The sequence below is a fragment of the Stratiformator vulcanicus genome (genome assembly GCF_007744515.1).
In the GTDB taxonomy this organism is placed as follows: domain Bacteria; phylum Planctomycetota; class Planctomycetia; order Planctomycetales; family Planctomycetaceae; genus Stratiformator; species Stratiformator vulcanicus.
This window is the reverse complement of the sequence record NZ_CP036268.1, coordinates 1,718,622-1,745,195: the sequence shown is the minus strand read 5'-3', so window position 1 is coordinate 1,745,195 and position 26,574 is coordinate 1,718,622. Positions and strand designations below refer to the sequence as shown.

19 protein-coding genes and 1 tRNA gene are annotated in these 26,574 nt (G+C 59.3%); 15 read left to right on the top strand and 5 right to left on the bottom strand.

What is annotated here, in order from left to right:
- Window positions 1-98: 98 nt before the first annotated feature.
- The 6 genes from Pan189_RS06705 to argS all read left to right on the top strand — a co-directional run bounded on the left by Pan189_RS06705 (window position 99) and on the right by argS (window position 10,110).
- Complete coding sequence (locus tag Pan189_RS06705) at window positions 99-1,073, top strand: ABC transporter ATP-binding protein (protein WP_145363175.1); 975 nt, start codon at window positions 99-101, stop codon at window positions 1,071-1,073.
- A gap of 177 nt (window positions 1,074-1,250) precedes the next feature.
- Window positions 1,251-2,969, top strand: coding sequence for an ABC transporter permease (locus Pan189_RS06700; protein WP_145363174.1), 1,719 nt, complete (start codon window positions 1,251-1,253; stop codon window positions 2,967-2,969).
- A complete protein-coding gene (locus tag Pan189_RS06695; RefSeq protein WP_145363173.1) occupies window positions 2,966-4,306 on the top strand; it encodes a hypothetical protein in 1,341 nt (446 codons plus the stop codon). Before Pan189_RS06700 ends, Pan189_RS06695 begins: the two co-directional genes overlap by 4 nt.
- 337 nt (window positions 4,307-4,643) lie before the next feature.
- The gene (locus Pan189_RS06690) at window positions 4,644-7,133 is read left to right on the top strand and encodes a sodium-translocating pyrophosphatase (RefSeq protein ID WP_145363172.1); all 2,490 of its coding nucleotides are present in this window, start codon (window positions 4,644-4,646) and stop codon (window positions 7,131-7,133) included.
- A 166-nt stretch (window positions 7,134-7,299) separates the two neighbouring features.
- On the top strand, window positions 7,300-7,728 hold the full coding sequence (gene rsfS / locus Pan189_RS06685) for a ribosome silencing factor (protein ID WP_145363171.1): 429 nt from the start codon (window positions 7,300-7,302) through the stop codon (window positions 7,726-7,728).
- Window positions 7,729-8,142: 414 nt separating this feature from the next.
- Window positions 8,143-10,110, top strand: coding sequence for an arginine--tRNA ligase (gene argS / locus Pan189_RS06680; protein WP_145363170.1), 1,968 nt, complete (start codon window positions 8,143-8,145; stop codon window positions 10,108-10,110).
- Window position 10,111: 1 nt separating this feature from the next.
- On the opposite strand, the gene Pan189_RS06675 is transcribed toward argS, so the two are convergent.
- From Pan189_RS06675 to Pan189_RS06665, 3 genes are read right to left on the bottom strand one after another with little or no spacing between them, the layout of a single operon-like run.
- Window positions 10,112-11,158 (bottom strand): hypothetical protein, encoded by a 1,047-nt coding sequence (locus Pan189_RS06675; protein WP_145363169.1) that lies wholly within the window; start codon window positions 11,156-11,158, stop codon window positions 10,112-10,114.
- Window positions 11,159-11,200: 42 nt separating this feature from the next.
- Window positions 11,201-12,226: a vWA domain-containing protein gene (locus tag Pan189_RS06670; protein ID WP_145363168.1), complete on the bottom strand. Its 1,026-nt coding sequence runs from the start codon at window positions 12,224-12,226 to the stop codon at window positions 11,201-11,203.
- On the bottom strand, window positions 12,226-13,107 hold the full coding sequence (locus Pan189_RS06665; RefSeq protein WP_145363167.1) for a hypothetical protein: 882 nt from the start codon (window positions 13,105-13,107) through the stop codon (window positions 12,226-12,228). The genes Pan189_RS06670 and Pan189_RS06665 overlap by 1 nt, the downstream gene beginning before the upstream one ends.
- A gap of 276 nt (window positions 13,108-13,383) precedes the next feature.
- Between Pan189_RS06665 and Pan189_RS06660 the strand changes: the two genes are divergently transcribed.
- The 9 genes from Pan189_RS06660 to Pan189_RS06620 all read left to right on the top strand — a co-directional run bounded on the left by Pan189_RS06660 (window position 13,384) and on the right by Pan189_RS06620 (window position 23,098).
- Window positions 13,384-14,613: a hypothetical protein gene (locus Pan189_RS06660; protein WP_310821184.1), complete on the top strand. Its 1,230-nt coding sequence runs from the start codon at window positions 13,384-13,386 to the stop codon at window positions 14,611-14,613.
- 231 nt (window positions 14,614-14,844) lie between these two features.
- Window positions 14,845-15,705: a hypothetical protein gene (locus Pan189_RS06655; RefSeq protein ID WP_310821183.1), complete on the top strand. Its 861-nt coding sequence runs from the start codon at window positions 14,845-14,847 to the stop codon at window positions 15,703-15,705.
- Between the two features lie 129 nt (window positions 15,706-15,834).
- On the top strand, window positions 15,835-17,280 hold the full coding sequence (locus Pan189_RS06650; RefSeq protein ID WP_145363165.1) for a DUF11 domain-containing protein: 1,446 nt from the start codon (window positions 15,835-15,837) through the stop codon (window positions 17,278-17,280).
- A 317-nt stretch (window positions 17,281-17,597) separates the two neighbouring features.
- Window positions 17,598-17,921, top strand: coding sequence for an STAS domain-containing protein (locus Pan189_RS06645; protein ID WP_145363164.1), 324 nt, complete (start codon window positions 17,598-17,600; stop codon window positions 17,919-17,921).
- Between the two features lie 8 nt (window positions 17,922-17,929).
- A complete protein-coding gene (locus Pan189_RS06640; protein ID WP_145363163.1) occupies window positions 17,930-19,084 on the top strand; it encodes a serine hydrolase domain-containing protein in 1,155 nt (384 codons plus the stop codon).
- Window positions 19,085-19,214: 130 nt separating this feature from the next.
- Window positions 19,215-19,300: transfer RNA gene (locus Pan189_RS06635), tRNA-Leu, on the top strand.
- Between the two features lie 108 nt (window positions 19,301-19,408).
- Window positions 19,409-20,428: an ABC transporter permease gene (locus tag Pan189_RS06630; protein WP_310821181.1), complete on the top strand. Its 1,020-nt coding sequence runs from the start codon at window positions 19,409-19,411 to the stop codon at window positions 20,426-20,428.
- A 19-nt stretch (window positions 20,429-20,447) separates the two neighbouring features.
- Complete coding sequence (locus Pan189_RS06625) at window positions 20,448-21,722, top strand: ABC transporter ATP-binding protein (RefSeq protein ID WP_145363161.1); 1,275 nt, start codon at window positions 20,448-20,450, stop codon at window positions 21,720-21,722.
- 236 nt (window positions 21,723-21,958) lie between these two features.
- Window positions 21,959-23,098, top strand: a complete 1,140-nt coding sequence (locus Pan189_RS06620; RefSeq protein WP_310821180.1) for a glycosyltransferase family 4 protein — start codon at window positions 21,959-21,961, stop codon at window positions 23,096-23,098.
- 274 nt (window positions 23,099-23,372) lie between these two features.
- Here the strand turns inward: Pan189_RS06620 and Pan189_RS06615 are convergent, their stop codons facing one another.
- Both Pan189_RS06615 and Pan189_RS06610 read right to left on the bottom strand, forming a co-directional pair.
- A complete protein-coding gene (locus Pan189_RS06615) occupies window positions 23,373-25,652 on the bottom strand; it encodes a hypothetical protein (RefSeq protein ID WP_145363159.1) in 2,280 nt (759 codons plus the stop codon).
- Window positions 25,621-26,511 (bottom strand): efflux RND transporter periplasmic adaptor subunit, encoded by an 891-nt coding sequence (locus Pan189_RS06610; protein ID WP_310821179.1) that lies wholly within the window; start codon window positions 26,509-26,511, stop codon window positions 25,621-25,623. The genes Pan189_RS06615 and Pan189_RS06610 overlap by 32 nt, the downstream gene beginning before the upstream one ends.
- Window positions 26,512-26,574 lie beyond the last annotated feature (63 nt).

Below are 26,574 nucleotides of genomic sequence, written 5' to 3'. Positions count from 1 at the left end.
GACTCTGCGACAGCCGTTCGGGCTGCAGTAATGCTCTTTGAGAGCGACTGTGCCCTCACCTGTTCGAACGGCCTCCGAAAGTAAGCTGAGATAGCGCTATGGCCTCCGATAACGTCATTGAGATTCGAAACCTTTCGAAAGACTACCGCGACTTCTGGGGTCGGCGAAAAGTTCAGGCGCTCAATTCACTGAGCCTGGATGTCCAGGAGGGCGAAGTCTTCGGCTTGCTCGGCCCGAACGGCTCAGGCAAGACGACCACATTAAAGCTGCTGCTCGGCTTGCTCTTCCCGACCGACGGGGAAATTCGCATCCTTGGTCGGCCGGCGTCCGACGTCGAAAAGAACGAGAAGATCGGCTATCTGCCGGAAGAATCGTACCTCTACCGCTTCCTGAACGCGGAAGAAACGCTCGACTTCTACGGTCGTTTGTTCAAGCTCTCGGGATCGGAGCGACGCAAGCGGACCGACGAGTTGATCAAAATGGTCAAGCTCGACCACGCTCGGAAGCGGCAGCTCAAGGAGTACTCGAAGGGGATGACCCGCCGGATCGGACTAGCCCAGGCGTTGATCAACGATCCCGATATCATCTTTCTGGACGAACCGACCAGCGGTCTCGATCCGAACGGCCGAGCCGACGTTAAGAACCTGATTGCCGATCTGAAGGCCAAGGGCAAGACGGTGGTCATCTGCAGTCACCTGCTAGCCGAAATCGAAGACGTCTGCGATCGGGTGGCGATCCTATATCAGGGTGAGCTCAAGCTGCTCGGCACCGTCGATGAACTGCTGCAGTCGCAAGGCGAAACGCTCTTGCGAACTCCGGCTTTGACTCCGGAAATCGTCAGCGAGATCGAAGGCGTGCTGCAAAAGCACAGCCTGAAGCTCGACGACGTCTCGCATCCGCGACGAACGCTCGAAGACTTGTTCCTGCGAACCGTGCAGCAAAGTGCGGAGCGTCCCGGTCAACGATTCGTCGACGGAGCCACTCCGTTCGATGGCGACAAATCGGAAGACAACCCGGATTCAACGTCAGCGAGTGATGCGGACAAACCCCAAGAAGCAGCCACCGGCGGCTGACGGCCCCTCGGGCTCGGTCACGAACTGGGCTGCGAACCGAGGTGACTGAGTTGTTGTGTTTCGAAGACCGCCTGCAGACATTCCTCATTTCAATTTGAACCGGATAAGTCGTCGACTTTTGTCGCGACCAACGGTCGAGCGAATCGACCGGAACCGCCGATATCGGAATAGCTGACCATGGTACGTGAAGATCTGACTGCGTTTCCGCTGGTCGAAGCCCTGCAGAGCTGGGCCATCATCGTTGGTGTGCTCGCCGGAATTTCCTTAGTTCTGGCACTCTTGGCGGCGTTGATTTCCACCGGCGGGGCCGGTTTCAACCGGGCCGTTGGCGCAATTCTCGATGCGTTCGTTGATGTACTGAAGACGTCGCCGGGCCGCGTATGGGCTCTGGCCATGTTGACATTCAAAGAGTCGGCCCGCCGCAAGGCGCTGTTGGTCTTTGTGATTTTCGGCGTGTTGTTCATGTTCGCGGGGTGGTTTCTCACGTCGTCCGACATGCGGCCCGACCTGCAGATCACCGTCTACGTCTCATTCGTGCTGACCACGATCGGCTATCTGATCGTTCCACTCGCACTGCTGCTGGCGTGCTGGGGTATTCCTGAAGACATTCGCCGGCGATCGATGCACACGGTCGTCACCAAACCGGTCCGCCGTAGCGAGATCGTCCTTGGTCGCGTGATCGGCCTGACCGGGATCCTGACGCTCGTGCTCTTGATCATGGGAGGCGTCGGCTACGTCTGGATCGTGCGGCAGATTCCCGCATCGCAGCAGGCCGAACTGGTCAGCCGGGTCCCGATCTACGGGATGATCAACTTCTATAACGCTCAGAACGAGCCGGTCGACAAGGGCGTCAATGTCGGCGATGTCTGGACCTATCGGTCCTACGTGCAAGGGGCGTCCAAGGCCCATGCGCTGTTCACCTTTGAAGGCGTAACGCCGGGCGTGCTGGTCGACCCCGACGGTGCCGGTGGCGATGCCGAACCGGTCCTTCAGTTGGAATCGAACTTCGAAGCGTTTCGAACCTACAAGGGCGATATGACCCGCGGGGTGCTGGTCCAATACACCTACGTGAACCCTGCGAATCCAAATATCCGCGTGACCGATCCGAACCCGTTCCCGATCGAGGAATTCCAAAAGAATATTCACAACGTCCCGCAGGAACTGACCGCGTATGACGTCGAGACCGGCCAAGCGAAGACCTACAATCTGCTGGAAGACCTGGTCGCGAAGACGGCAACGGTCGAGTTGCCCGATCAATACGACCTCACGAAGTCCTCCACCCATTCGCTGACCAACGGATTGCAAATTGAAGTCTCCTGCCTCGATCAAGGGCAGTATCTCGGGATCGCGCAACCGGACCTCTTCATTCGGACCCCGGACAGTCCGTTCGCCGTCAGTTACTTCAAGGCGATCTTCGGGTTGTGGCTGATGGTCGGGCTGATTGTCACGATCGGCGTGACGGCAAGTTGTTTCGTCAAAGGTCCCGTCGCGACCTTCCTGACATTCGCCCTGCTGGTGGTCGGTTACTTCGGTGTCGAGTTTATGCAGGGGCTGCTCACCGACTACGTGCAAGGCGACGATGGTTACGGCGGCGGTCCGATTGAGAACGTCGTGAGAATTTTTCAGCACATGAATCCGACGACCGACTTCCAACCGAGTATCGGCGTCACGATCATGGAGTATATCGACAAGGCCTTTCTCGGGTTCCTGTGGGTCGTCAGCCACGTGATCCCGAATCTGACCGACTATGACCTGGCAAAGTATCCGGCCCACGGCTTCGACATTGATTGGAGCCGAGCCTTGCTGCCGGCCGTCGCCACGACTTTCGGATTCCTAATACCGTGCATGATTATCGGACACCTCGGGCTGAGGTTCCGCGAATTGGAGGCGAAATGAGCCATCTCACATCGCAGCAACGCAAACTCGTCTATCTGGTCGGCATCGTGCTGCTGCTCGGGCCGATCATCACACTCGGCCGGTTGCCGCGGCGCAGTGAAGCGGCTATCTCCGGCGGCGGGCAACTCTCCTCGATGCGGCGCCAGTACGAACTCGGTGAGACGAGCCTCGGCGACGTCGACCCGTCCAGTTCGACCATGAACCTCGTGCTGCTCGGTTTTCGCGGCATCGCGGTCAATCAGTTGTGGCTGCAAGCCGACAAGCACAAAGACCACAAGAATTGGGGCAGCCTGCGGGCGGTCGTCAATTCGATCATTCAACTTCAGCCGCACTTCATTGAGGTGTGGGAGCACCAGGGATGGAATCTGGCCTACAACGTTTCGGCGGCATGGGACAACGTCGATGACCGATTCTACTGGGTCAAAGAAGGCACGAAGTTCACCGATGAAGGGGCCGAGCGAAACGCCAAGATTCCCGACCTGCGAAGCAAGGTTGGCGAGATCATCTCTCACAAGGTCGGCCGGGCCGACGAGTGGCGGCAGTATCGCGACTTCTGGGTCGAGGACCCTGACGTTGACTCATACAACGGCGGTCCCGACACCGAGTTGAATCCGGAAGGCAAAGACAGCTATCTCGTTGCGCGGGATCATCACCTGCGGGCGAACGATCTTGAAGATGAAACGCCTCAGCACATCATGGCGCGACCTCTGTTCCGTTCATTGCCCGCCCGGCAACTGCTCGAATATGCCGCGATGCACCACAAAGAAGGCCGGTTCGGCGACGATGCCGGTCGGGCCTGGGAGGACGCGTTCGACGAATGGACCCAGGAGTACGGTAAGACGCCGTTCAATTACGGCATTGGTGAGGTCTGGCAGGAAGCGGATGAGGAAGACTTCCTCGAAATGGCCCGGCTGAACGACACGAGCGAAATCGTCGTGCAGCAGGCGGTCGACCGTCTGCAAAAAATGACGAACTATCGCTACTGGCGCGAACGAGCGCGGGCCGAGGGAGAGCAATCGACCGTCGACGCACGGCGGGAGATCTACGAAGGGAAACAAGCATTTCGTGAAGGCGATACCGAGCTGGCGAAAGAGCGGATCATTTCCGGCTTGAAGAAGTTCCGCCTGATGCGGGACAAGTTCCCCGCGATGGCCGACGACCCGCGGACCATCGAAGACATCTTGCTGGCCTTCCGCTATCTCAAAGCGATCTACGTCGATCTTGATGGCGAATCGCTCCCCGACGACCTGCCAATGATTGAAGTCTGGAACCAGTATCAGGATCCATCTACGATGAACGACATCGAGCAAATGTTCCGTAATGAGGCCCGCTATTAGGCCGACGAGATCGTTGAGCTCGTTGCTAATTGAGCCGGACTGGGTGCTCCCCTTAATGCGACACTGCTCGTCTCGGCATTCATGTGATCGCAGGTGGACCACGAAAACAGTGGTCCATCTGCGGATGTCGGCAACGCCGCCGATTCCGCGTCGAACGGGATGTCGCCCCGCCGCATTTGAACGCGTCATTGAGGCGAGTTCCGCCGAAGCCGCCGCAGTCGATTCGCTTCCGCAATAACGCCGGAAGTGGTCGCTCGCGTTGACATGTCGGGCTGACGCGGGATACTGCGGCTCAGAAATTCCCTCTCGATTGACGCCCATTGAAAGGCTACCGGTGATGGACGACCGGTCGATCCGCCGCACGGCGGGACTTGCTGTCATTCCCGCCCTGTTTGTCTCTGACGTTGCCGTCGCCCAGGAATCCGCCGCATGGTCCGACCATGCGACGCTCGGGTTTGGAATCGGGCTGGCCCTGTCGCTGACAGGGTCAATCGTGGCGCTGGTGGTCGCCTTTAAGTTCTTCCGCTGGATGATCGGGCAAGACGAAGGCTCGGAAAAAATCCGCAGCATCGCCGAGAGTGTCCGCATTGGGGCGGCGGCCTACTTGAAACGGCAGTTTCTGGTGGTCGCGGTCTATCTGGCGGCGATGTTCGGATTGCTGGCCGTGTTGTCATACGTGGTCGGCGTGCAGGCGCCGCTCGGTCCCTTCGCGTTTATCACCGGCGCGCTCTACTCGACCTGCGCGGGCTGGTTCGGCATGACCACGGCGACGCGAGCGAGCGGCCGTGCGACGCACGCCTGCTGCTCCTCTCTCGATGCGGGCCTTCGGGTCGCGTTTCGAAGCGGCGCGGTCATGGGCCTGACCGTCGTGGGGCTTGCGCTGCTCGATGTGACCGCATGGTTCGCCGCGCTTACGTTCCTCACGCCGCTGCTGGGTTACGCTCCGAACATGACGGAGATCGCGGGAACGCTGTTCTGCTCGGTACTCGGTGCCAGCAGCGTGGCCCTGTTCGCCCGGGTGGGCGGCGGCATCTTCACGAAGGCCGCCGACGTCGGAGCCGATCTCGTCGGCAAGGTCGAACAGTCGCTGCGAGAAGATGACCCGCGGAACCCGGCTACGATCGCCGATAACGTCGGCGACAATGTCGGCGATGTCGCAGGCATGGGAGCCGACCTCTATGAGTCATACCTCGGTTCGATTATCGCGGCGGCGGCTCTGGGGATTGCCGCGTTCGCGCCGTGGCCCGGTCTGCAGGCGATGTCGGTCCTGTTGCCTCTGCTGCTCGCGGCGGGAGGAATCGGATGCTCGATCGCCGGCATCTTTATGGTCCGCACCAGCGAAGACGCCAACCAGCGCGAGCTGATGTCGGCGCTCGGTCGCGGCGTACTCGTGAGCAGCGGCGCAGTGATTCTGCTGGCGCTCGCTCTGGTCTGGATTTTACTGGTCCGAGCATCGATGGGTCTGGGGGACGAAGTCCAGGTGCTACCGGTGAGCCTATGGGGTGTTTTCGGTGCGATCGTGACGGGCCTCGTATCGGGTGTCGTGATCGGTCGTTGGACCGAGTATTCCACGAGCGAGGTTTACGCACCGACCCGCCGCATTGCCGATCAAGCAACCACCGGGCCGGCGACCGTGATTATCGCCGGTATCGCCGAAGGCATGGCGAGCACTTGGGTGCCGGTCCTTGTGATTGTCACCGCGATCATGCTCGCGTTCGGCTGCTGCACCGGCTTTGCCTACGACTCAGCCGCGACGTTCTCGTTCGGGCTGTACGGCATTGCGGTCGCCGCGGTCGGGATGCTGTCGACCCTCGGGATCACCCTCGCGACGGACGCGTACGGACCGATCGCCGACAACGCAGGCGGCAATGCCGAGATGAGCGGACAGGACCACGTCGTGCGGGAGCGAACCGACGCCCTCGATAGCCTCGGCAATACCACAGCGGCGACCGGCAAAGGATTCGCGATCGGTTCGGCCGCACTGACCGCCGCGGCGCTGTTGGCCACTTATGTGGAGCAAGTGCGCACCGGAATGGAACTGAAGTTCGAAGCGGTCGCGGAGTCGTTGGAGGCACCGAAGATCGGAGCTATATCGCTCGGGGAAGGTTTATTTGCTGACTGGTCGAACGGACGCGATAACCCACCAGAGCCGGTCTTAATTCCGGGACGCTCCATCGCCAATTTCTTCGACGGCCCGCCCCGGACGGTGCCGCTGGCTGAGGCAACTATTCCCGACATTATTGCCGCCGCAAACGTCACACTCATGAACCCGCGGACGCTCGCCGGGCTGTTCATCGGGGTGATGCTCGCCTTCCTGTTCTGCGCCCTCACCATGAAAGCGGTGGGCCGGGCCGCGGGCAAGATGGTCGAAGAAGTCCGGCGACAGTTCAAAGAAATCCCGGGCCTGCTCGACGGCACCGGCACCCCCGATTACGCCCGCTGCGTCGCGATCAGTACGACCGCCGCACTGCGAGAAATGATCGTGCCTTCAATTCTCGGGGTCGGTACACCGATTGTCGTGGGTCTGGTCCTCGGAGTCGCCGGCACCATGGGATTACTAGCGGGGGGACTCACCGGCGGGTTCTCGCTGGCGGTGATGATGGCCAACGCCGGCGGGGCCTGGGACAATGCCAAGAAATACATCGAAGCCGGAGCGCACGGCGGCAAAGGGACCGACGCTCACAAGGCGACCGTCGTGGGAGACACGGTGGGCGATCCCTTCAAAGACACTAGCGGCCCGAGCCTGAACATTCTCATCAAATTGATGAGTCTGGTCTCGATCGTCTTTGCCGGCTTCGTGGTCCGATTCAGTCTCAGCGGGCTGTAGGCCGGTCGTTTGACGCTTCAACGATCGACCAAGCCGCGTTCTGGGTTAGACTACGGTCAGACCCGGCCCCGAACTTTCCCGGCGCCTTTCGCGTCGGATTTCACAAAGAGGATTTAGACCGATTGAAACGACTGATTTAAATTTAGAGGAGCAACGCGCTCGCGGCTTGGAATCGGCCAGACGCCTCGCGAAGCTTTGCAAGGACTTTCGCGCCGCCGATGTCGTGCTGCTCGACCTGACCGAACTGACGCCGATCTTCGATTACTTCGTGATCGCGACGGGCAGCAATCGCCGGCAGATGATTTCGCTCGCCGAAGAGGCCGACAAGGTGATGAAAGAGCAACGGTCGGGCCGGCTCGGTGTCGAAGGACACGACGCGAACCAATGGGTCTTGCACGACTACGGCGACGTCGTGTTGCACGTCTTTATGCCGGAGTCTCGTGAGTTGTACGATCTCGAAGGTCTGTGGGCTGATGCGAAACGAATCGACGGGGATGACACGCCGGTTCCAAGTTCGGAACCCGATGCGGAATCCGATTCTTTCCCCAACTCCGATGCCGGTCCCGATCAGGATGCCGAGGAAGGCACTCCCTGAGCGGTGACTAAGGCCTCACAAGCCACTCTTCTTCCGAAGTGCGGATCGAACGCCGGGAGGAGTGGGAATGAGTGCTCGTGATTCACTTCTGCGATCGGCCCGCGGCTCACAGGAACCTCGGCTTGCTGTGTGGCTCACAAGCCGCGCACGTAGTAAGCGGATCGATGTATCTGCAAGCCCCGCTTCGTCCGCTTATTTCATGCGAGGGTTATGAAGAGAATTGATATGTTATCCATCAACAAGCCGCACTTCCTGTGAAGTGCGGATCGAACGCGGATTCGGGAATGTCATTGGTGTACGATCTCGCCCCCCGCTCGGCCCGCGGTTCTCAGGAACCTCGGCTTGTTGTTTAATCCCGCGGTTCTCAAGAACCTCGGCTTGTAGTCTGCCTTCTTCCCCTTTTGTGTCACGGTCATGGATTTTTTAGCCGCGCTGAAACCCCGCTTCGAGGCTGCCCTGGCGCCGCTGGTCGACGATCCGACGGCCTACCTCGAGATGATCCGCACATCGCAAGACCCGAAGTTCGGCGACTTCCAAGCCAATATGGCGATGCCGCTCAAGGGCAAACTCGGCAAGAAACCTCGCGAGATTGCTGCTGACATCGTCGCGAATCTCGATGTGTCCGACCTGTGCGAACCACCCGAAATCGCCGGGCCGGGATTCATTAACCTCAAGATCACCCCGGGTCGATTGCGTGATGAAACCATGACCCTGGTCAGTGACGAGCGACTTGGGGTGGCTAAGGCGACGTCGCCACGGAAGGTGGTGGTCGACTTTTCCGCGCCGAACGTCGCCAAACCGATGCATGTCGGGCACCTTCGCAGTAGCGTGATCGGAGATGCGATCCGACGCACTCTGCTATTCCTCGGGCACGATGTCACCGGGGACAATCACATCGGCGACTGGGGCACCCAGTTCGGGATGATCATCTACGGATATAAGAATTTCCTCGATCAATCCGCCTTCGAAGCCGATCCCGTTGCCGAACTTGCCAGGTTGTATCGCCTCGTCAATCGCCTCTCGGACTACCACGCGACGAAAGCCTCGTTGGCGGCACTGGCGGAAAAAGTCGAAGTCGCGAAGACCCAACTCTCCGCGGCTGAAGCCGAAGCGGAAGCCGACCCGACGAATAAGAAGTCGAAGAAACAACTGGCAAAACTGAAGGGAGTCGCCTCCGACGCGTCCGACATCCTTCAAATGACGGAAGCCTCCGTCGCCGATCTCGAAAGCGATCCGGCGCTACTCGCTTTAGCGAACGAACATCCCGACATCGCTCGGAACGCCCGCGATGAGACCGTGAAGTTGCACGCCGGCGACGCGGAAAACGCCGAGTTGTGGCAGCGATTCCTGCCGGCCTGTCTCGAAGCGATTGATCGCGTCTATCAACGCCTCGGCGTGAAGTTCGATGAAACGCTGGGCGAAAGCTTCTATCAGCCGATGCTGTCGGAAGTCGTGAGCGACCTCGAAGCAAAGGGTCTGGCGTCCGAAAGCGACGGCGCGACCGTCGTGTTTACCGAAGGTCACAAAGCGCCGTTCATCATTCGCAAGCGGGACGGCGCGTTCCTCTACGCGACGACCGACCTCGCTACGATTAAATATCGTGTCGATCAATGGCACGCCGACTCAATCCTATATGTAGTTGATAAACGGCAGTCTCAGCACTTCGAGCAATTGTTCGATACCGCCCGGCGGTGGGGCTATGACGGCGTTGAATATCGGCACGTTAGCTTCGGCACGGTACTCGGCGATGATAAAAAGCCGTTTAAAACGCGTTCGGGCGATACCGTCGGATTGGAGAGCTTGCTCGATGAAGCCGTGACGCGGGCCCGCGCGATCATTAACGAAAATGATAACGCGAAGCCGGACGGGGCGGAATTAAACGAAGAGCAACGCGATCACATCGCCGAGATCGTCGGGATCGGCGGAATTAAATATGCCGATCTCAAGCACAACCGCGAGAGCGACTACGTATTCAGTTGGGACAAGATGCTCGCCACTAACGGCGACACCGCGACATATATGCAATACGCCTATGCCCGTGTTTGCGGAATTCTCCGCCGCGGCGGCGTCGATCGCGAGCAGCTAAGAACGGAGTCGTCGAGCCTTGACTTAAAAGAGCCGGCCGAGCGGACCTTAGCGTTGCAGTTAAATCGTTTCGCAGAGGCGGTTGCAGCCGTCGAGCGCGATTACCGCCCGAACATTCTGACCGATTACCTGTTCGAGACGGCCTCGCGTTTCAGCAGTTTCTACGATCAGTGTCCGGTCTTAAAGGCGGAGACCGAAGAGCAGCGCCGCAGCCGACTCCTGCTGTGCGACCTGACGGCTCGTGTCATTAAGCAAGGACTCGACCTGCTCGGAATTGAGACTAGCGAGCGGATGTAGCTCAGTTTGCGCCGCCCGATGACACTTCGTCTCGAATCTCGTCGAGCAACGCTTCGGCCTGTTTGGCGGCGGGGGTGTGAGCGAAGCGGCCCATTACTTCGCTGCACAGCGTCACGGCATCAGCGCTACGACCGATGGCGCGAAGATGAACGGCGGCCCGCCATTCGGCCTCGGCGGCCAAGCGTTGATCGCTGTCATACACGAGGGGCAGCCATAATAAGGCGGCTGCGGCCTGTTCGTGGTCAAGTAATTCCCCGTACGACTTGCCGATCAGATAAAACGTCCCGCCGCGAAGCGTTTCGGGCATGTTGCGCACGCGGTCCTGCCAATTCGCCAGAACGCCACGCGAGGCGGAATTTCCTTCGCGCGCCATTCGTCCCCGCCATAATTGGGCGCGGGCGAGATGATAAACTCGCTCGTCGAAACTGATCGCTAACTGATCGAGTTCGGCCCGCGCCCGCTCGCTCTCGTCTTCCGACAGAATCAGTACCGATGCGCCGCAAAGCCTCGAAACTTCCGAGCCGCCTCGCATCCAGATGCGTGCGGCTGCCACAAGGTCTTTCGGTGGCGGCTCCAATCTCCAAGGCAACGGGATTAATGAGAAATGACGTGAGGTCGGGTCGGACGTCACGATCGATAAAAAAGCGTCGAGCGCCGCGATGCGATCGCCGAGCGCCAGCGCGACCTTCACTCTTAATGCGAGGATCTCTCGCCGCACCCACTGCCGCTGCTCTTCTTCAACGGCCTTTATGGTTAGATCGAACGCGTCCTGAAATCTTCTTTCCTGGAAGGCCTTAATCGCAGCGCGATGGGGCTCGGTCTGTGGCGTCTCGACGCCCAGAATCCTCTCGGCTTCGTAGACTCGCACGGCGTCCGGTCCCGTGCGGATCGTCAGTTCTTCACCGGTGTATTCGAGAATCGACCCGGTCAGCGGAATCTCGCTCGCCCCCGACTCGGACCTTAATACGATCCGGTCCTGTCCGATACCGGCTGAAGGCAGCGACAGAATTAAGATCGCTACAAAGATTGCGATGAGTGTCCGGATCATGGCATCGAAGAGCAACAAGATTTGGACGGATGGCCGTGAAATTTACCGTCGCGCAAAACGAGAGGTATCGTGATAGCGACGCGTGCCGCCGTTGCGACGGGCGAGATCGACGAGATAACTGTCGGTGCCAATCTCCGGCCCGGTTCCGAACTCGACACAGTGAATGCGGGCGCCGTTCTTGTTCCAGCGGCGAATCACGTCAAGTTCCTTGGCGGACAGCCGCGGTTCGTCGGCATCGGTCAGCAGGAAAATCACGTCGGGCTTAAATGAGAGTGCCAGTTCCAAGGCCGGCATGTGATTGGTTCCGCCATCAGCCCGCACCGAATTAATCAACTGCCCGGCGAGCGTGCGATTAATATCAGTCGAATAAAACATCCCGTCGGCCTTACGGACCGGCAGTTTGAGCGTGTGAGGGTCCTGATTGTAGAACACGATTTGAAACAACTGCTCGGCGTCGAGCGCCTGCAAACTCGAAATGAGTTCCGCCTTGGCGATCGCGAGCTTGTTGTGCTCCTGCATACTGCCGGAGTGATCGATGACATAGACGAACCGCTTGCCCGAGTCTGAGACGCCTAAGAATTCCGCGGCCCCGGCTTTGAGCCCCGCCGGGGCAGGCATCGGCGATCCCGATGCCGCGCCGACGTTGCTGGGGACAGAGTCCGGCACAAATTGGGGGCGAAGCGGAGACGGTTTCGGAATGCCGGAACCGATCAAGTCGGCCTCCGGGAGGTCGAGTTCGATCGGCGGCGCCGCAGAATCGAGGGCGGTCGCGGACGGCACGTTGGAAATCTCCGCCGCCGCATCGATGGCTGGCTCGACCGGTTCGGTGGTCTCCGTCGAGATCGAATCGCTCGCGGGACGCTCAACGAGTCCGACGGCGCGGTAGTCGGTGCCGGCGTCGACCGGTGCGGATCCGCCGCAGCTTTTCAGACTCGACGCGGCAAAAACCAACAGACACACGTGAAAGACGAATGAAAGCCCCCAGCCGGACGCGCGGAGCGGCGCGGCGGAAGTCTCGGCTCGACCGCCTGCGTGCCACTGATTGCCAAGTGCCGGGTCCGCTTTCATCAGTTCGATCCCGGTGTCGGCGCCGGGCCTTGGAGCTTCTGCAAGTACAGGCCGGTGATGTCTTGCACTTGGGAACTGTCGGCCGGCACGTAGGCGAACTCGCTGGGGTCGATCGAGGAATTGACGACGACATCGCGAAAGTCGATCGTGATCACGGGTCGGCGTTCTCCCGCGTCATCGACCTTCCAGTAGCGAACCCGATAGGGGAACAACTCGTTTCGTTCGATGAAAACTTCGACGATCTCAGGGATGTGCTCAAACGACCGCCGATATCCGGAATTGGCCGCCCACTCTTCGACGAGGGCCTCTTTCCACCGACCCGTGAGCCGGTAGAAATTGCGGCCCTTGAGTTTGATCTCTTCGACATTGCCGAGTTGGTGATACTTCTGGATCGAAGCGAGCATGGCCGGGAGGCCCCCCAAACCAAGGTCGGCGACGAGCGCCGTAGTGAGGCTGGGTCCGCGGGCGTTGGCCGATCGCAGGATGTTGCGGACATCGCGCCGCAGGATTCGTTTCGTCTCTCCGATCTCGTAGGTCGTCCACAAAATGTCGCCGTCGCACACTTGCAACAATTTGGCATCGATCAGCCCGGTGTCGACCTTGAGCTCCAATCGGAGACGGTTATTGGCCCCCTGAAGATAGACGCCCTTCGCGACGACCTTTTCGCCTTCGACCTCGATTTGCTCGATCATTCGCGCCCGAAGCGTGCGGTAGCCCTCAATTTTTTCTCGGGCCTGGGTGAGCAACTCAGCCGCGGAAGGGGGCCGTTTCTGGCCCTCTTCCTGAGCGTAAGTGCTGCCCTGGCATAGAAATAGGGCCGAGAGCATTAGTCCGGCCGTCAGCCGCAGGCCACGAGGGGGGTCGAAGGGCGGATTGTGCATCTTGTTCCGAACGTACCGGTTTTACCAAAGGAAACGGGGCGAGCCTTCCGAAAAGACTTAAGCAGGTGTCGCACTTGCGCCGCCTTGCCGCCGCGGTTCGAATTCTACGAGCCGAGGCGGGTACGGGTCGACCGCAATTGGCGGAACCTTTCGAAAGAGGTTCTGCAGGGTCTGACCCGGCACCGAAGTGATGCGGAACTATTTCAAACCGTCAGACCGAGCCTGTCGGTCGTTCCGAAAGCGGACGGCCCGCGCGAGTCCATTGAAGGGGCAGAGATGAGATTCTATTTCCTGGCCTTGGCGACGGCCGTCGTCGTCTGTGTGGGTTGTGCCGTGGACGGCCAGCAAGTCGTCTCCAGTAAAGACGCCTTTGTTGCGCCGCCCGCCGAACAATTGTTACGTCCCGGCCCGATGGTCGATGGACCGGGTCCGGGAGTGTTGCCCTTTATGGCACAGCCGGGCATCCAACAGGCCGGCTTCAACATGCCGGGTGGACCGGGTGGTCCGCCGGTCGCCATGAAGACCACGCAGGTCCGCTTCGTCGGGCCGACGGGAATGCATGTCGGTTGGCAGGTTCCGGGCGGATTCGCTGAGAATCAGCTCGTCACACCGGCCCGCTACAACTTCCCGCAGAACGCGACCTATCGCCTGAAGCTGTCGAACGTAGCCCGGCGACCCGGTCTCGTGCTGTACCCGACGCTCGAAGTCTATCCGGCTCTGCCGCAGACCGATGCCTACCTCACACACAACAGTGTGCCGATCGACCTGACCGTCGAAGACCTCGATCAGGTCGAGTCGAATAACTTCGTCACCAAAGTCATCTACCTGCCAGATCCCCGATACCAGGAACTGGCCATCGCCGGCGTCGAAACGCTCGTCTCGACGCGACTCGATCCCGGTGTCGATCCCGTCGCCGAAGCCGCTCGACGCGGTACGATCATGGCTGTGCTCCGGCTCGGTAACGCCGACCTCGAAATGGCTCCGGCTCCAATCCCCGGCCCCGGTGCCGGTGGTGTGAATCCGATCTCGTTCCAACAGCAGGGACCGGCTTACGATGGGGACGAAGGTCAATTCGTTCCGCCCGTGCCGATCGCCAGCAAAGCCCAAACCCCGATCCGTGTCCCCGGACCGATGATCTCCGGAATGCCGCAAGGACCGGGAATGCCGGCCGTCCATCCGATCACGGGTGTCAACACGCCGCCGTGGGGTGATCCCCGCACCGGAACTCCGATCGGTCTCGCCGGTCCGCCGCACCTGCCGTACGGCATGCCGGCTGGTCTGCAAAGCCACAGCGTTCGCAACCTGTCGAAACACGACGTCGGCGGACCTGTCAACCACTTCAATGTTGACGTGAAGCACAAGCCGGGCATCAAACTGCCGAAGCCCGTCAGTTACATGTACTACGAAGAGTCGCACCCGACCTACGGGCCGGGCGAAGTGAACTACCCCGGTGGCATGGTCGCCCCCGGATCGCCGATGCCGCCGCCGCAGCAGCCCTGGAAGTAGGAAGCGGCGGACGGACGAAGGACAACGCTCCCTTCCGGCAAGTACCGGAAGGGAGTAGCGGAAGAAAAGCGGAGCGAGTGGCCCGGACAACGTCCGGGTCGCATAGCGACACGAGCACTTGGGTAGAAATGCCTCGACCAGTCCGGCATCCCATGTCGAACGTGGTCGGCAACGGAATGCTCTGGCGGCTACGCCGCACGGACGTTGTCCGTGCCACTCGAAAAGTCGGCAATGCGATTCGAGATTGGATCGGCGATGAAATCAGCGACGAGACGATTCCTCGCAACGGATGCTGACGTGAACCGGTTCCCATCGAGAATGAATACGATGCGGGGATGCCTGAGAGTCACCACGGTTCTGCTGTGCGGACTGTTGATGGCATCGACGTTCTCCGTGACTTCCGCTTTCGGCCAAGACCTCCGGCGCTTTCCGCGGCCCTCGCCGAAGCCCTATCACCCGTTCAACGCCAAATTGCCGGTCGGTGTTAACGCGTTGCTGGCCACACAGGTGAATCCGCCCTGCCCCGGTGATTTTCAGTTCGTCCAATTCGTGGTCGAAGGCGGAGCACGGTCACGCGTGTTTGCCCGTGGACCGGCCGAGCCGGTCCCGACCTCCGAAGACGGTCGCATCGGATTGGCGGTCGGCTACACCTACCGGGTCGTCCTGTCGGAACTGACCAACTTCCCGGGCGTCGAGTTGTACCCGTCGGTCGAAGTGCTGGGCCGCACGGCCCCGCCGCCCGGTCGCGAAGCCGACTTCCCCGCACCTGTTCGATTCACGACCGAAGAAATCGAAATCGCACTGTCGGGCCGTTTGGTCACGAAAGTGCTGCACTTGGAAACCCCTCAATTCGCGGCCCCCGCGATCGAGCCCGGCAAGTTTGAAGTCGCCGACTTCCCGCCGCGAGCCAATTTGCTGGCCGAGGCGGAACTTCGCGGACGTCCGATCGCGATTGTGCGCATCGGCGGTCGGACTCCCGACCCGAATTATCCCGAACCCACCTTTTACGGCCCCGGCGGTCCGATCTGGCCGGCTGCGAATCACACGGGCGGCCCGCCCGTCGGCATCGCGCCGCCGCATTTGCCAAAGTAGAAGCGATTTCGATACCAGCCGGAGGCGCAAGCCGATGGTCGATCAATCAGCAATTTCCCCGGTGTCTTACGCCTCGGGCTTGTTTCAGCCAGCAACTCAATCAGCAGTCCTACGGTGAGCGGCGACGAAATGAAGACCACGCAACTCACAATCGGCCGCCGAAAGTTGAAGATGACTTCGCCCTCGCTGCTGCTCGCCGCAGCGATGCTCTGCGGGCTTTGCTCCTGCGCATCGATCAGTCAGTCGGTCAATCAACCGAAGAGCGACTTCAGTCTGAGAGACGACGTTTCTTACGGTGGCGGGAACCTCCCCGTCGAATCGAGTCAGGTCAAAGTTGTCGAAGAATACCGGCATCGCCAAGTCGAAGAGGCCGGCGTGACGCGGATCTCAAGTCCGCGGGTTGAGAAGCAGTCCGATATCCAACTGACGTCCGGACACGAATTCGCAACGACAGGATCTCAACGCAGCAGCGATATCGCCGTGTCCTTCCGCCCCGCCGAACGTCGCGAGGCCATCGCTCCGGTCGGTCAATCGAATGATTGGTGCCCACCGGGGATGACCGGCGCTGCCAACGGCTTGGTTTGCCCACCCGGCGCCGGTGCAAACGCTGTCGGCGGACGGTGCGGCCCATACGGAGCAGCCGGTGCCGTCTGTATTCCCGGCGGCCCGGGCTCGGACGAATATCTTTGTGATGGCGGTGACCGAGCGCTCCCGATTCACTTTGACGATGACGGCCTCGGCGGACTCGATACCGAAGACACCGTCGCCCAATACCGCGACCTGACCGGCAAGATTCGCTTTACCGAAAGTAATCGCGTCTGCGTCTATGCCCCCCGCTTCGGCGAAGTCCGGTCGATTAGTGGAGCCGCCGGCGGTCATATCGTCGAATCGGCCGGCGAAGCCGAGACCAGTGACGGCATCATCGCATTGGCTCAAGGCGATCGGCTCGACACGAAGATTCAACGGGATCGTCTGGCCGACGTTCGCCTCCGCGAGCGGGCCGGCGGTATCGAAAGCCAGTCTGGCTTAGCCGGGTTGGAACGAAACGAGTCGCTGCTCGAACACGTCAAGCTGATCAATCTGTATCAGGAACTGACGTTCGTGCGGATCGGCCAGATTCAACGCGACGAGATGCCAGTGCTCTCCCAAGCGATGCATGCAGCCGTCACGTGGAGTCGCAACCAGAACCCGATCGCCACCGCGAGTGTCGCCGGTGCGAACGAAGTGGCGGTGCTGTTCCGCGAAGCCGAGATCGTGGGCATCGAGGAAGGTCGTGATCCGGGCGTGATGCGTGTCGTCAAATTGGCGGATCGCGAGTTCGCGCAGCCGGGCGACGTGATCACCTTCACGATCCGAATCGACAACACCGGCGGCCGACCACTCACCGATGTGAAACTGGTCGACAACCTGACCCCGCGGCTCGAATACATCCCCGACAGCGGCACGTCCGACGTTGCTGCGAGTCTCGACGTCGCTCCCAACGGCGAGGGCAGCCAAATCTTGACCTTCACCTTCGACGAACCGATGACCCCGAAAGACGGTGCGATCATCTCCTTCAAGACCCGCGTGCATTGATCCATTGCGAACTCGTCCGATCAGCCGATCAATGCCGTTACCCCTATTGCTGATTGGTCAAAGTAAGACAGTTTGAAACGACCTGAACCTGGATCGGATCCCCGCGATCCGTTGGCCCGCCGTACCTTTCGAGGTGCGGCGGGCCTTCTTCGTTGCTAAGCCGCTGAGTCGTTCCGGTCCGAAGTGCGGTCGATCGGCCCGCGCTGAGACACTTTCGATCTTTCTCGGAATTGTGATCGAACGATTCATTTCGTGTCGCCGGAGGCGTTCAACTGCTATTCTGTCGGATGATCGTTGACTCCTTCAGACGGGCCACCATGAAGACTGCTCAGGAAACGTTCGACGTTTATCAATCGGGTGAGTTGTGCGTGATCGGGTTCGGCGACCGCGATCCGCTCGACATCTCCGTCCCCGATTGTCAGGACGAGCTTAATCGTCTGATCGAGAAAACCGGTGGCAAGGCACTCGCCGTCGATATGACCGGCTTAAAACTGATCGCGTCGGGCATGTTGGGGCTGCTCGCTTCGCTCAATCGCGATGGCGTCCGGGTGATGCTCTTTAATCCCTCCGAGGACATTCTGGAAGTCCTCGACATCACCAATCTGAACCAGTTGATCTCGACGCACACGGTCGAAGTTTGAGCCGCGACATGACACCGGCGGCGGCGCTCGACGCAATGTTGACCGATGATCCTGCTGAAGCCGGACTCGACCCTCGGCGTTGGCGACGCGTGATGTCGCTGGCCGAGAAGATGTGTGAGACCGGCGAAGTGCCCGCGATTTCGATCGCGGTGGGAAGCAGCGACTCGATTTTGCGCCCGATCAATTTCGGTTGGCGGACCGTCGATCGCGCCGAACCGATCGGTCACAACCCGCGCTATCTTGTGGCATCGATCACCAAGCCGATCGTGGCGATGGGGTTGCTGATGCTCGTCGAGCGGGGCGAACTCACGCTCAGCGATCGCGTCATTGACCATGTTCCCGATTTCAAAGCGGGCGGTCGGCGGAGCATTCGCATTCGCAATCTGCTCACCCACACGTCGGGCCTGCCCGACATGCCCGACGACAACGCCGAACTCCGCCAGAACAACGCGGGGCTCGATCACTTTCTTGAGCGAGCTTGCACAGTCCCACTTCTATTTGAGCCCGGCCGCGACGTAACTTATTCCAGCCTCGGGTTTGTGGTGTTGGGCGAGATCATCGAGCGGACGACCGGGCTATCGTGCGGCGAGTTTCTGAAACGTGAGTTCTTCAGTCAACTCGGTATGAATGAGACCGCCTTGGGAATGGTCGGCATGACCTACGAGACGGAATCGGCCACCGAACGCATTGCCGAGATCCGGCTGCCGGAGATGCTCGATTACGGGTCGGGCCATTGGAACAGCCCCTATTGGCGGAACCTCGGCGCACCGTGGGGCGGGCTGATCAGTTCGGCGGAGGACTTGGCCAGATTCGCCGTGATCATGCTCCGACCGGGCCCTGTCGGAGGCACGAATTTCTTCGAGCAGACCTCCCTGTTTGCGACGTCAAACCAATTGGCCGAAATGCCGTATGTCCCGGAACACGAGCGCCGCTGCCGCCCTTGGGGCTATGGCTGGAGAATGAATTGGCCGGCGAACGGCTCCTATTTCGGTGACTTTTTGGCCGCCAATGCGTTCGGTCACTGGGGGGCAACAGGCACGTCCCTGTGGATCGACCCCCCGCTCAATCTCTTCGCGGTGATTCTGACAACCGAGCCCGCCGGGAGTCAGGGCCGACACCTCGCTCGCCTTTCGAATGCCATCCAAACGGCAGCGAAAGGATGATCCCAACGCCGTGGGTGCCGACGGCAAATCCCATTTCCTTGGCAGCCCATCGCTCGACTGATATATTCTCCGGTCCGCTGAGACCGGCGAACTTTCCTCACAGATTCGGTGTCCGGTCTCGACACACCATGCCCAGGTGGCGGAATTGGCAGACGCGCTAGGTTGAGGGCCTAGTGGGAGTTAAATCCCGTGGAGGTTCGAGTCCTCTCCTGGGCACTTTTCAGGGGTCGAGGTCCGATACGCTTTTCCGGGCGAATCGTCGACAAACCGCTGCATTCGCAGTCGATGTATTCAGATACGTTTCCTGCTCGCTCTTCTCCCTTCATGATCGCTCAGTCCGTTTTGGCCGAGCCACCCAACGACGCCCCGACCGAGCAACGCGACCCCGTGACATCACTGGTCACGGTGGAAACGGTGATTGAGCCACGCCGCCCTTGGCAGTTCATCGATCTTGCCGAGCTTTGGCGATACCGCGATCTGTTCGTTCTGCTGGCTTGGCGAGACGTGAGCGTCCGCTACAAGCAAACATTCCTGGGCATCGCTTGGGCGGTCCTCAGGCCGGCCCTATTGATGGTGATCTTCACGATCTTTGTCGGTCCCGCGATCGGGGCCGGTGGAGCCGACGCTCGCTACCCGCTCTATGTCTACTGCGGCATGTTGCTGTGGACGATGTTCTCGACGGCCCTTTCGGCTTCAGCCGAAAGCGTTGTGGGCGCCGAGCGACTCATCACCAAAGTCTATTTCCCCCGACTGCTGATTCCGTTCGCCGCCGCAGCTCCCGCCGTGGTCGATTTCGCCTTCGGTGGAATTTTGCTGATCGGGCTGCTGTTCGCCTACGGAGTGGTCCCGTCGACCGCGATTCTCTTATCACCCCTGCCCATTCTTGCTGCGGCACTGTTGGCGATGTCAATCGGTTGCCTGCTCGCCGCGCTAAATGTCGTCTACCGCGACGTTCGCTACGCGGTGCCCTTTGTGATTCAGGCAGGACTGTTCGCCACACCGGCGATTTATCTCCCGTCAAACCCCACGGAGCCCGCCACTGTTGAAACCGCCGCGAACAGCCGCGAAGAGGCAGCGCAAATCGACTCGGCTGACAAGGTCAAAGCGGAGCCCAACGACGCACCGTCTCTCAACGTAGAAAAACAAGGAGCAAGTGCTCTTCGCACTTGGGTCACCCTATTAAACCCCATGAACGCGATTATTGAATTCTTTCGCGCTACACTGACCGGAGTTCCGCTTCCCTGGCAGGACTTTGGCGTCTCCTGCGGATTTGTCGCAATCATCGTTCCGCTTTCGGCAGCAATTTTTCGCCGCTTCGAAAGCTCCTTCGCCGATCTGATTTGACGGAGGCAGCGGTTAAGTCATGTCCAATTACTCGATTAAGGTCGAAGACCTTTCCAAACGCTATCGCATCGCCGACACCAAGCAGCAGCGCCGAACCTATCGATCGCTACGAGAAGACCTCGTGAGTGCTGCCGGTTCGATCCTTAAGAGAAAGTCCCCGAAGCACGACTTTTGGGCCCTCAAGGATGTCAGTTTCGAAGTTCAGCCCGGCGAGGTTGTCGGGGTCATCGGCCGTAACGGCGCGGGTAAGAGCACGCTCTTAAAAATATTGAGTCGCATCACCGACCCGACCTCCGGCCGGGTGCATTTAAGGGGACGCGTCGGGAGTTTATTGGAAGTCGGTACAGGATTTCACCCCGAATTAACCGGGCGGGAGAACATCTACCTCAGCGGCACCGTCCTCGGCATGACGCGGGCCGAGATCAAACGCAAGTTCGAAGAGATCGTCGAATTCGCCGGTGTCGAAGAGTTCCTAGAGACACCGGTCAAACGCTATTCGAGCGGAATGAGTGTCCGCCTCGGCTTCGCGGTGGCCGCCCATCTCGAACCGGAAATCTTAATTATCGATGAAGTGCTGGCCGTCGGCGATGCAGAGTTCCAAAAACGCTGCCTCGGAAAAATGGGCGAGGTGGCCAAGAGTGGCCGGACGGTCTTGTTTGTAAGTCATAATATGGCTGCGGTGCGCCGTATGTGTAATGCGGTTGCGGTCATCAATAGCGGAAAAATGACCCACTTCGGCGAAACACAAGAAGCCATTAGCAAATATTTGCAGTCCGACCGAACTGCCGAGGATCAGGCATCTATCGACCTTATTGACTATCCCCATCGATACGGTAACGGAAACGCGAGATTCGCGCGAGCAGAATATTTATCGTCGCACCCCCACAACTGTCGATTCCGCACGCATGACTCGATAGAGATCCTACTCTGCATCGACGGCTCATCCAGCCAAAGTGGCCATTTCTCGGCAACGTGCTCTTCGGAGGACGGAACCAAAGTTCTTCACCTCTCATCATTCGATGACCCCGACTACCAAGAGACAGTGATTAATGAGAAGACGTTCGTGAAAATCACCATCAGCGCACTGCCGCTGCTTCCGGGCCACTACTCCTGGTCATTCGGATTACACGACATCAGTATGATGCCCACCGACGTCGTAATGGATATTCTCCCTTTTGCAATTCTCAACGACTCGACATCACGTCCATTCGCAACCTCCAACCGATACGGCTATTGCTTGACAGACTCAACATGGACAGTTTCTCAAGGCGAAACTACTGTCGAAACGGACTGACTACTCATTCTTAAAGCCGGGTCGACTGGAAGACGTGTTGCGGTTCGCGTCAGGTTTTTCACGAAGCGTTTTAATTCAACAGTTGCCACAAGTCGCATGTAGTTAAACGCATTTTCTTAGAACTGATTGATCTCTTTTAAAGCTCCATCCCCACTCTATGGAAACCACAATTGAAACCCCGGATTTGCTTAATTACAGAAGGTCTTGGTGGAAATTCCGTGCCATGGATGCGACGCATGTTTTCTGCTATCGGGACGAATGTAGTAGCTGTCATTGACACAGACCCCCTTTCTGACCAATCAGCCGAGCTGATCGGCGACACCCCCTTCTTCTGTATCCGCAACCCTATAAGGGATATCGAAAGCTCAGATTTTTATTTTCCATATCTCTTCAAACGAATCCCGTACAAGTTATACTCCAACTGGGCGTTAAACAAACAATTCGAGAAGGTCATTAACGAGGTCAAAGCCGACACCCTCTTCATTCATTTCATGACCAGAGCGATTGCTTTTGATGAGGCAATCTGCCGACTCCAGCGACGTACTGTCATTCATGCTCATGGTTATGACGCAACTTTCGATTTGAGAGAGGGTCGACCTCCATTTCGACAAGCGCATCCGGCATCTTATTTAGACCGGGTTCAAGATATTTGCCGCCGGTCAGAAGTGATCGTGGCATCAGAAGCAGTTCACCTGCGATTAACACAAGCCGGCGTCATACCTTGCAAGACGTACATCAAACCTTATGGGATTGAAAGCCGATCGTTGACAAAAACGATTGCTGAGAAACATGAGAGTGACGGGCCAATTCGATTCTTATTTCTCGGACGATTAATCGATTGTAAGGGCCCGCTTGAGACGATCTCAGCCTTTGAAACAGCGTGCGCAAGAGGGCTTGATGCCACCCTGACGATTGCCGGAGACGGACTGTTATTGGATGACTGCATAGCAGCTGCTCAGTCTTCGGTGGTCTCAGACCGAATAACAATCCTGGGATCGATCGAACCGAGCCGCGTCCGTCAACTCATGGATGAGCACCATGTTTTCACGCTGCACAGTAGACTTGGCCCTCAGACGCGTCAGGAAGAAGCATTCGGTGTCGTATTTCTTGAAGCGATGGACGCTGGCTGCCCGGTCGCTACCGGCCGAAGCGGCGGCGTTCCTGAAATCGTGGTCGATGGCAAAACTGGCCTGCTCTTCGAGCCGGGAGACATTGACTCACACGCAGATGCACTAATTGCGCTCGGCACCAATAATAGCCTGCGAGTCGAGTTGGGGACCGCAGGGAAGCTGCGGTTAGATCACCATTTTTCGAGAGAAAAAGAAGATCTCGCTCTCAGAAATATCCTCTTATTAAAGAGGCCAATCGACAATTAAGTCTGGCTGACTTAGATATTCGAGCCGTGCAATTTGATCATAAGCCGCAACGTTCGCGCAGATTGATTCGACCCCGCTTGGCATACCCGACGACGGCAATCCATCAGGTTTGTCACACCAAGGACATCCTAAATAGCGCGAACCGGCCTGTGAAGTACGTCTAGTCGCTAAAATGAAAACCGTGCCGGGTGTTCGGAAGAGGTTACTGTTTAAGGTAGACACTCACCTGATGAGTTGAAAACATCAATCTTCTGGAAGATTACGAATTTAGTTTTCACGCATTTAAATTGAACACCCGCCTCAATCCGGTATAAACCCTTTCCCAAAGCGTGCGCCCCGGGGCACTGAGGCGAGCCGTGCCGGTGGAGCGAACGGGAAGACCGGCGACTTTGTCTTCGTTCGAGAACACGATTCGAACTTCGTAGACCGTTTGATTCGATTCCACTGAGCCGTCGCCTGCGGCCTTGGCCGCGAGTCGGCCCGAGCGGATGACCTCTTCCGGCAGGTCGCGAACCGGCTCTTCAGCAATGACTGCAACTCGGCCTTCGATCACTTCAAGCGGTCGGGCATCGAGGCAAAGTCGGACTTCCGTACCGACGGCAATGCGTTCGATGCCGTCTTCGGAGACGAGGGCGACTCCCTCGCGATTCTCAGACGGCGCGATCTCACAAATCAGCGTTCCCGGTAGTAGCCACGCACCGCGGTTCTTGCGCGCGAGGGGGGTACCTGTCCAGTTGGGCGAGCCGGCCGGGTCAGGTTCGGCCGTCGAGTCAGAAGAAGCCGGTCGATTTATTCCGGCGACAACCTGTCCGGTGATCGGAGCACGAATCGAAAGCCGGTCCCGCTTCCGCCGCAGTTCCGCGACGGTTTCGTTGAGGGAATTCAACGACTCTCGCGTTAATTCCAGGAGCGCGGCTGCTTCCGGCTCAGCGAAGCGGCGTGCTTCCAATCCGGCCAGGCGTGCGGTCGCGGCCGCAATTTCGCTTTTGGATTCAATCAATTCCCTCGTCAAATCGGCATCGTTCAATTTCATGAGGACATCGCCTCGTTTGACGAACGCTCCGGACGCAACGGCGGAATCGATTCTTCCGCCGCGCGCGACGTACACCGGCGCACCCTCAGCCGGTTGGATCGTGACCGGTGCACTAACGGCGTCGGGCAACGGCAGGGCGACGCACAGCCCGATCAAAAAGGCGAATGCAACGGCCGATCCGATCGCCCTCGGGATGGAGAACGATGCGCGAAGACTTGGAGATTTCAACAGAGTTGCGACATTCATTATTGGGGATAGAACAAGCCCGACCACAAGGAAGGCGCCCATTGCGATCGCGACCGCGCCAAGCCCGCAGGGTTCGAGCACACGCCAGACAAGTAACCAGATGACCGCCAGCACGAACAGCCGATAGAGCGTTGAGAGCAGACCATACACGAGCAGCGTGCGGTTTCGGGCATCGAACGATTGATGTTCCGAACCGGGGAAGAACCAGTTTCGAAGCAGCTCTCGCCAACGTTGCCCGGCCTCGACCGCGAGATTCGGAATCTCGAGCAAGTCCGACAGCACGAAGTAGCCGTCATATCGCAGCAGCGGATTTCCGTTGAACAGCAGGGTATTGATCGACCCGATCAGCATCACATTCAATGCGAGGGTGCGCCAGATGCCCGGTTCACTTCCGCACCAGACGAGCGCCGCGGTCGCCGCCAGCAGGAGTTCGACCCATATACCGGCGAGACCGACGGCGATCCGTTTCCATTTTTCGGGCATCCGCCATGTATCGCTCACATCGCAATAGAGGCACGGTGTGAAGACCAACAGGAGTACCCCCAACTCGCGGCACTCTCCGCCGACACGCAGGCAGCAAATTCCGTGGCCGAATTCGTGCAGCACTTTCATCGCGGCGATGGTCGCCAGCAGCAGGAGAACATTGTCGACCGTCAAGAATTCGGACATCAGCGGCAGACTTCGAACGAGCTCGTCGCTCATCGAAAACAGGGCCGCTGCCCCGAGGGCGATCCAAATGGTCCCGAGGACCAGCCCGACGGGACCGAACGCCCAACCGCACAGAGCCGTGAGCGGGCGGAGCAGCGGTTGCGGATCGATGCCCGGCAGCCGAATCGAAAGGACTCCGGAAGGCAGCATGAGCGTTCGCAACATGTCGCGCCGGCGGGCTGCACTCCACAATGAAGCACCGTGGCCGGGAGCATCGGAGATCAACAACCCTTCCCGTCCCAATTGTGAAACGAACGCCACAATGCGATCGGGCGTGATGCGAACCGCCGGAAACTCGGCTCGAAACAGAGACAGCAGCTCGCCGACGGTCCGCCGTCCGTCGAGCCAGCGGAAGATGTGGTACTCTTCGTTGTTCAGATGAAAGAAACGCAGGGAGGTGGCGTCTTTAAGGCACCAGACCCGTTCACCGCGAAATTGCTGTGGATAGGCCGCCAGTTCGGGCCGCTGCCGCAGCGGAATGCGGCGCTCGTTGAGTGAAGGAGCCGGGGAAGCCGGACCTGATGCGGACACCGTATTACTCGCCTTGCCCGGTCGAAGGCTCTTCATCCGCCTCGGTCTCGGGCGGCGCAATCACCAAACGGACCCGGCGGCCCGGCTTGATCCGATAAGCCGGATTTTCGATCTCGGCCCTGATCCGCACCTGCCCGGTGGTCGGTTCGATCTCAGGATCGACGAACGCGATACGGCCTGAGTCAGAAAGTTTCTCGCCGGTCTCGTTGCTGTCGACGCGGACCGTCCAGTTGCGCAGCCCGGCCTCGGGAATCTGTGCGTGCGGGACGAATCCCTCAACCCGGATGGGGTCCATCTGCAAGACGCGGGCCACCGGTTGCCCCGGCTCCACCCACTCTCCGGCGTGCTTGTATAACTCGACCACGGTTCCCCCGAGCGGGGAATCGATTTGGGTTAACTCGAGTCTGAGTTTGGCTTGGCTCAGTTCCGATTGCCGCAACTTCGCGGTGAGCCTCGCGACGGCGTGCTCCTGCTCCAGACGTTTGAACTCGGCCTCTCGCCGCTCCATTTCGATGGCGAGCCGTTCAATTTCCGACTGTGAAACGCTTCCGGGCACGGCTTCGCGGGCTCGCTGAGCTCGCTGCAATTCACGTTCGGCCGACTCCATCGCGCTTTTGGCAAAGATCACCTGACTGCGGTCCTCGGCCTGCCGATCGGCGATGCGGAACGCCGCATCGGCGCGTTCGACTTCCAACTTCGCATCGCGGTCGTCAATGATCCCGAGCAACTGCCCGCGTTCGACGGTCGCTCCTTCCTGAATCGCGATCTCCGCGAGCGCCCCCGCCTGCCGCGCCGGCACCTCGACGTCTTCATTGAGCCGGACAAAAGCAGATTCAACGACAAGTGGTTCGGCTTGCGCCGTATACCCAGGAGCAAACATCGCGACCGAAGCCACGCTCAGAATTCTACCGATTTGAATGGGGGAGTTGATCAATTAACGTCGTCCGCGAAACAGGTT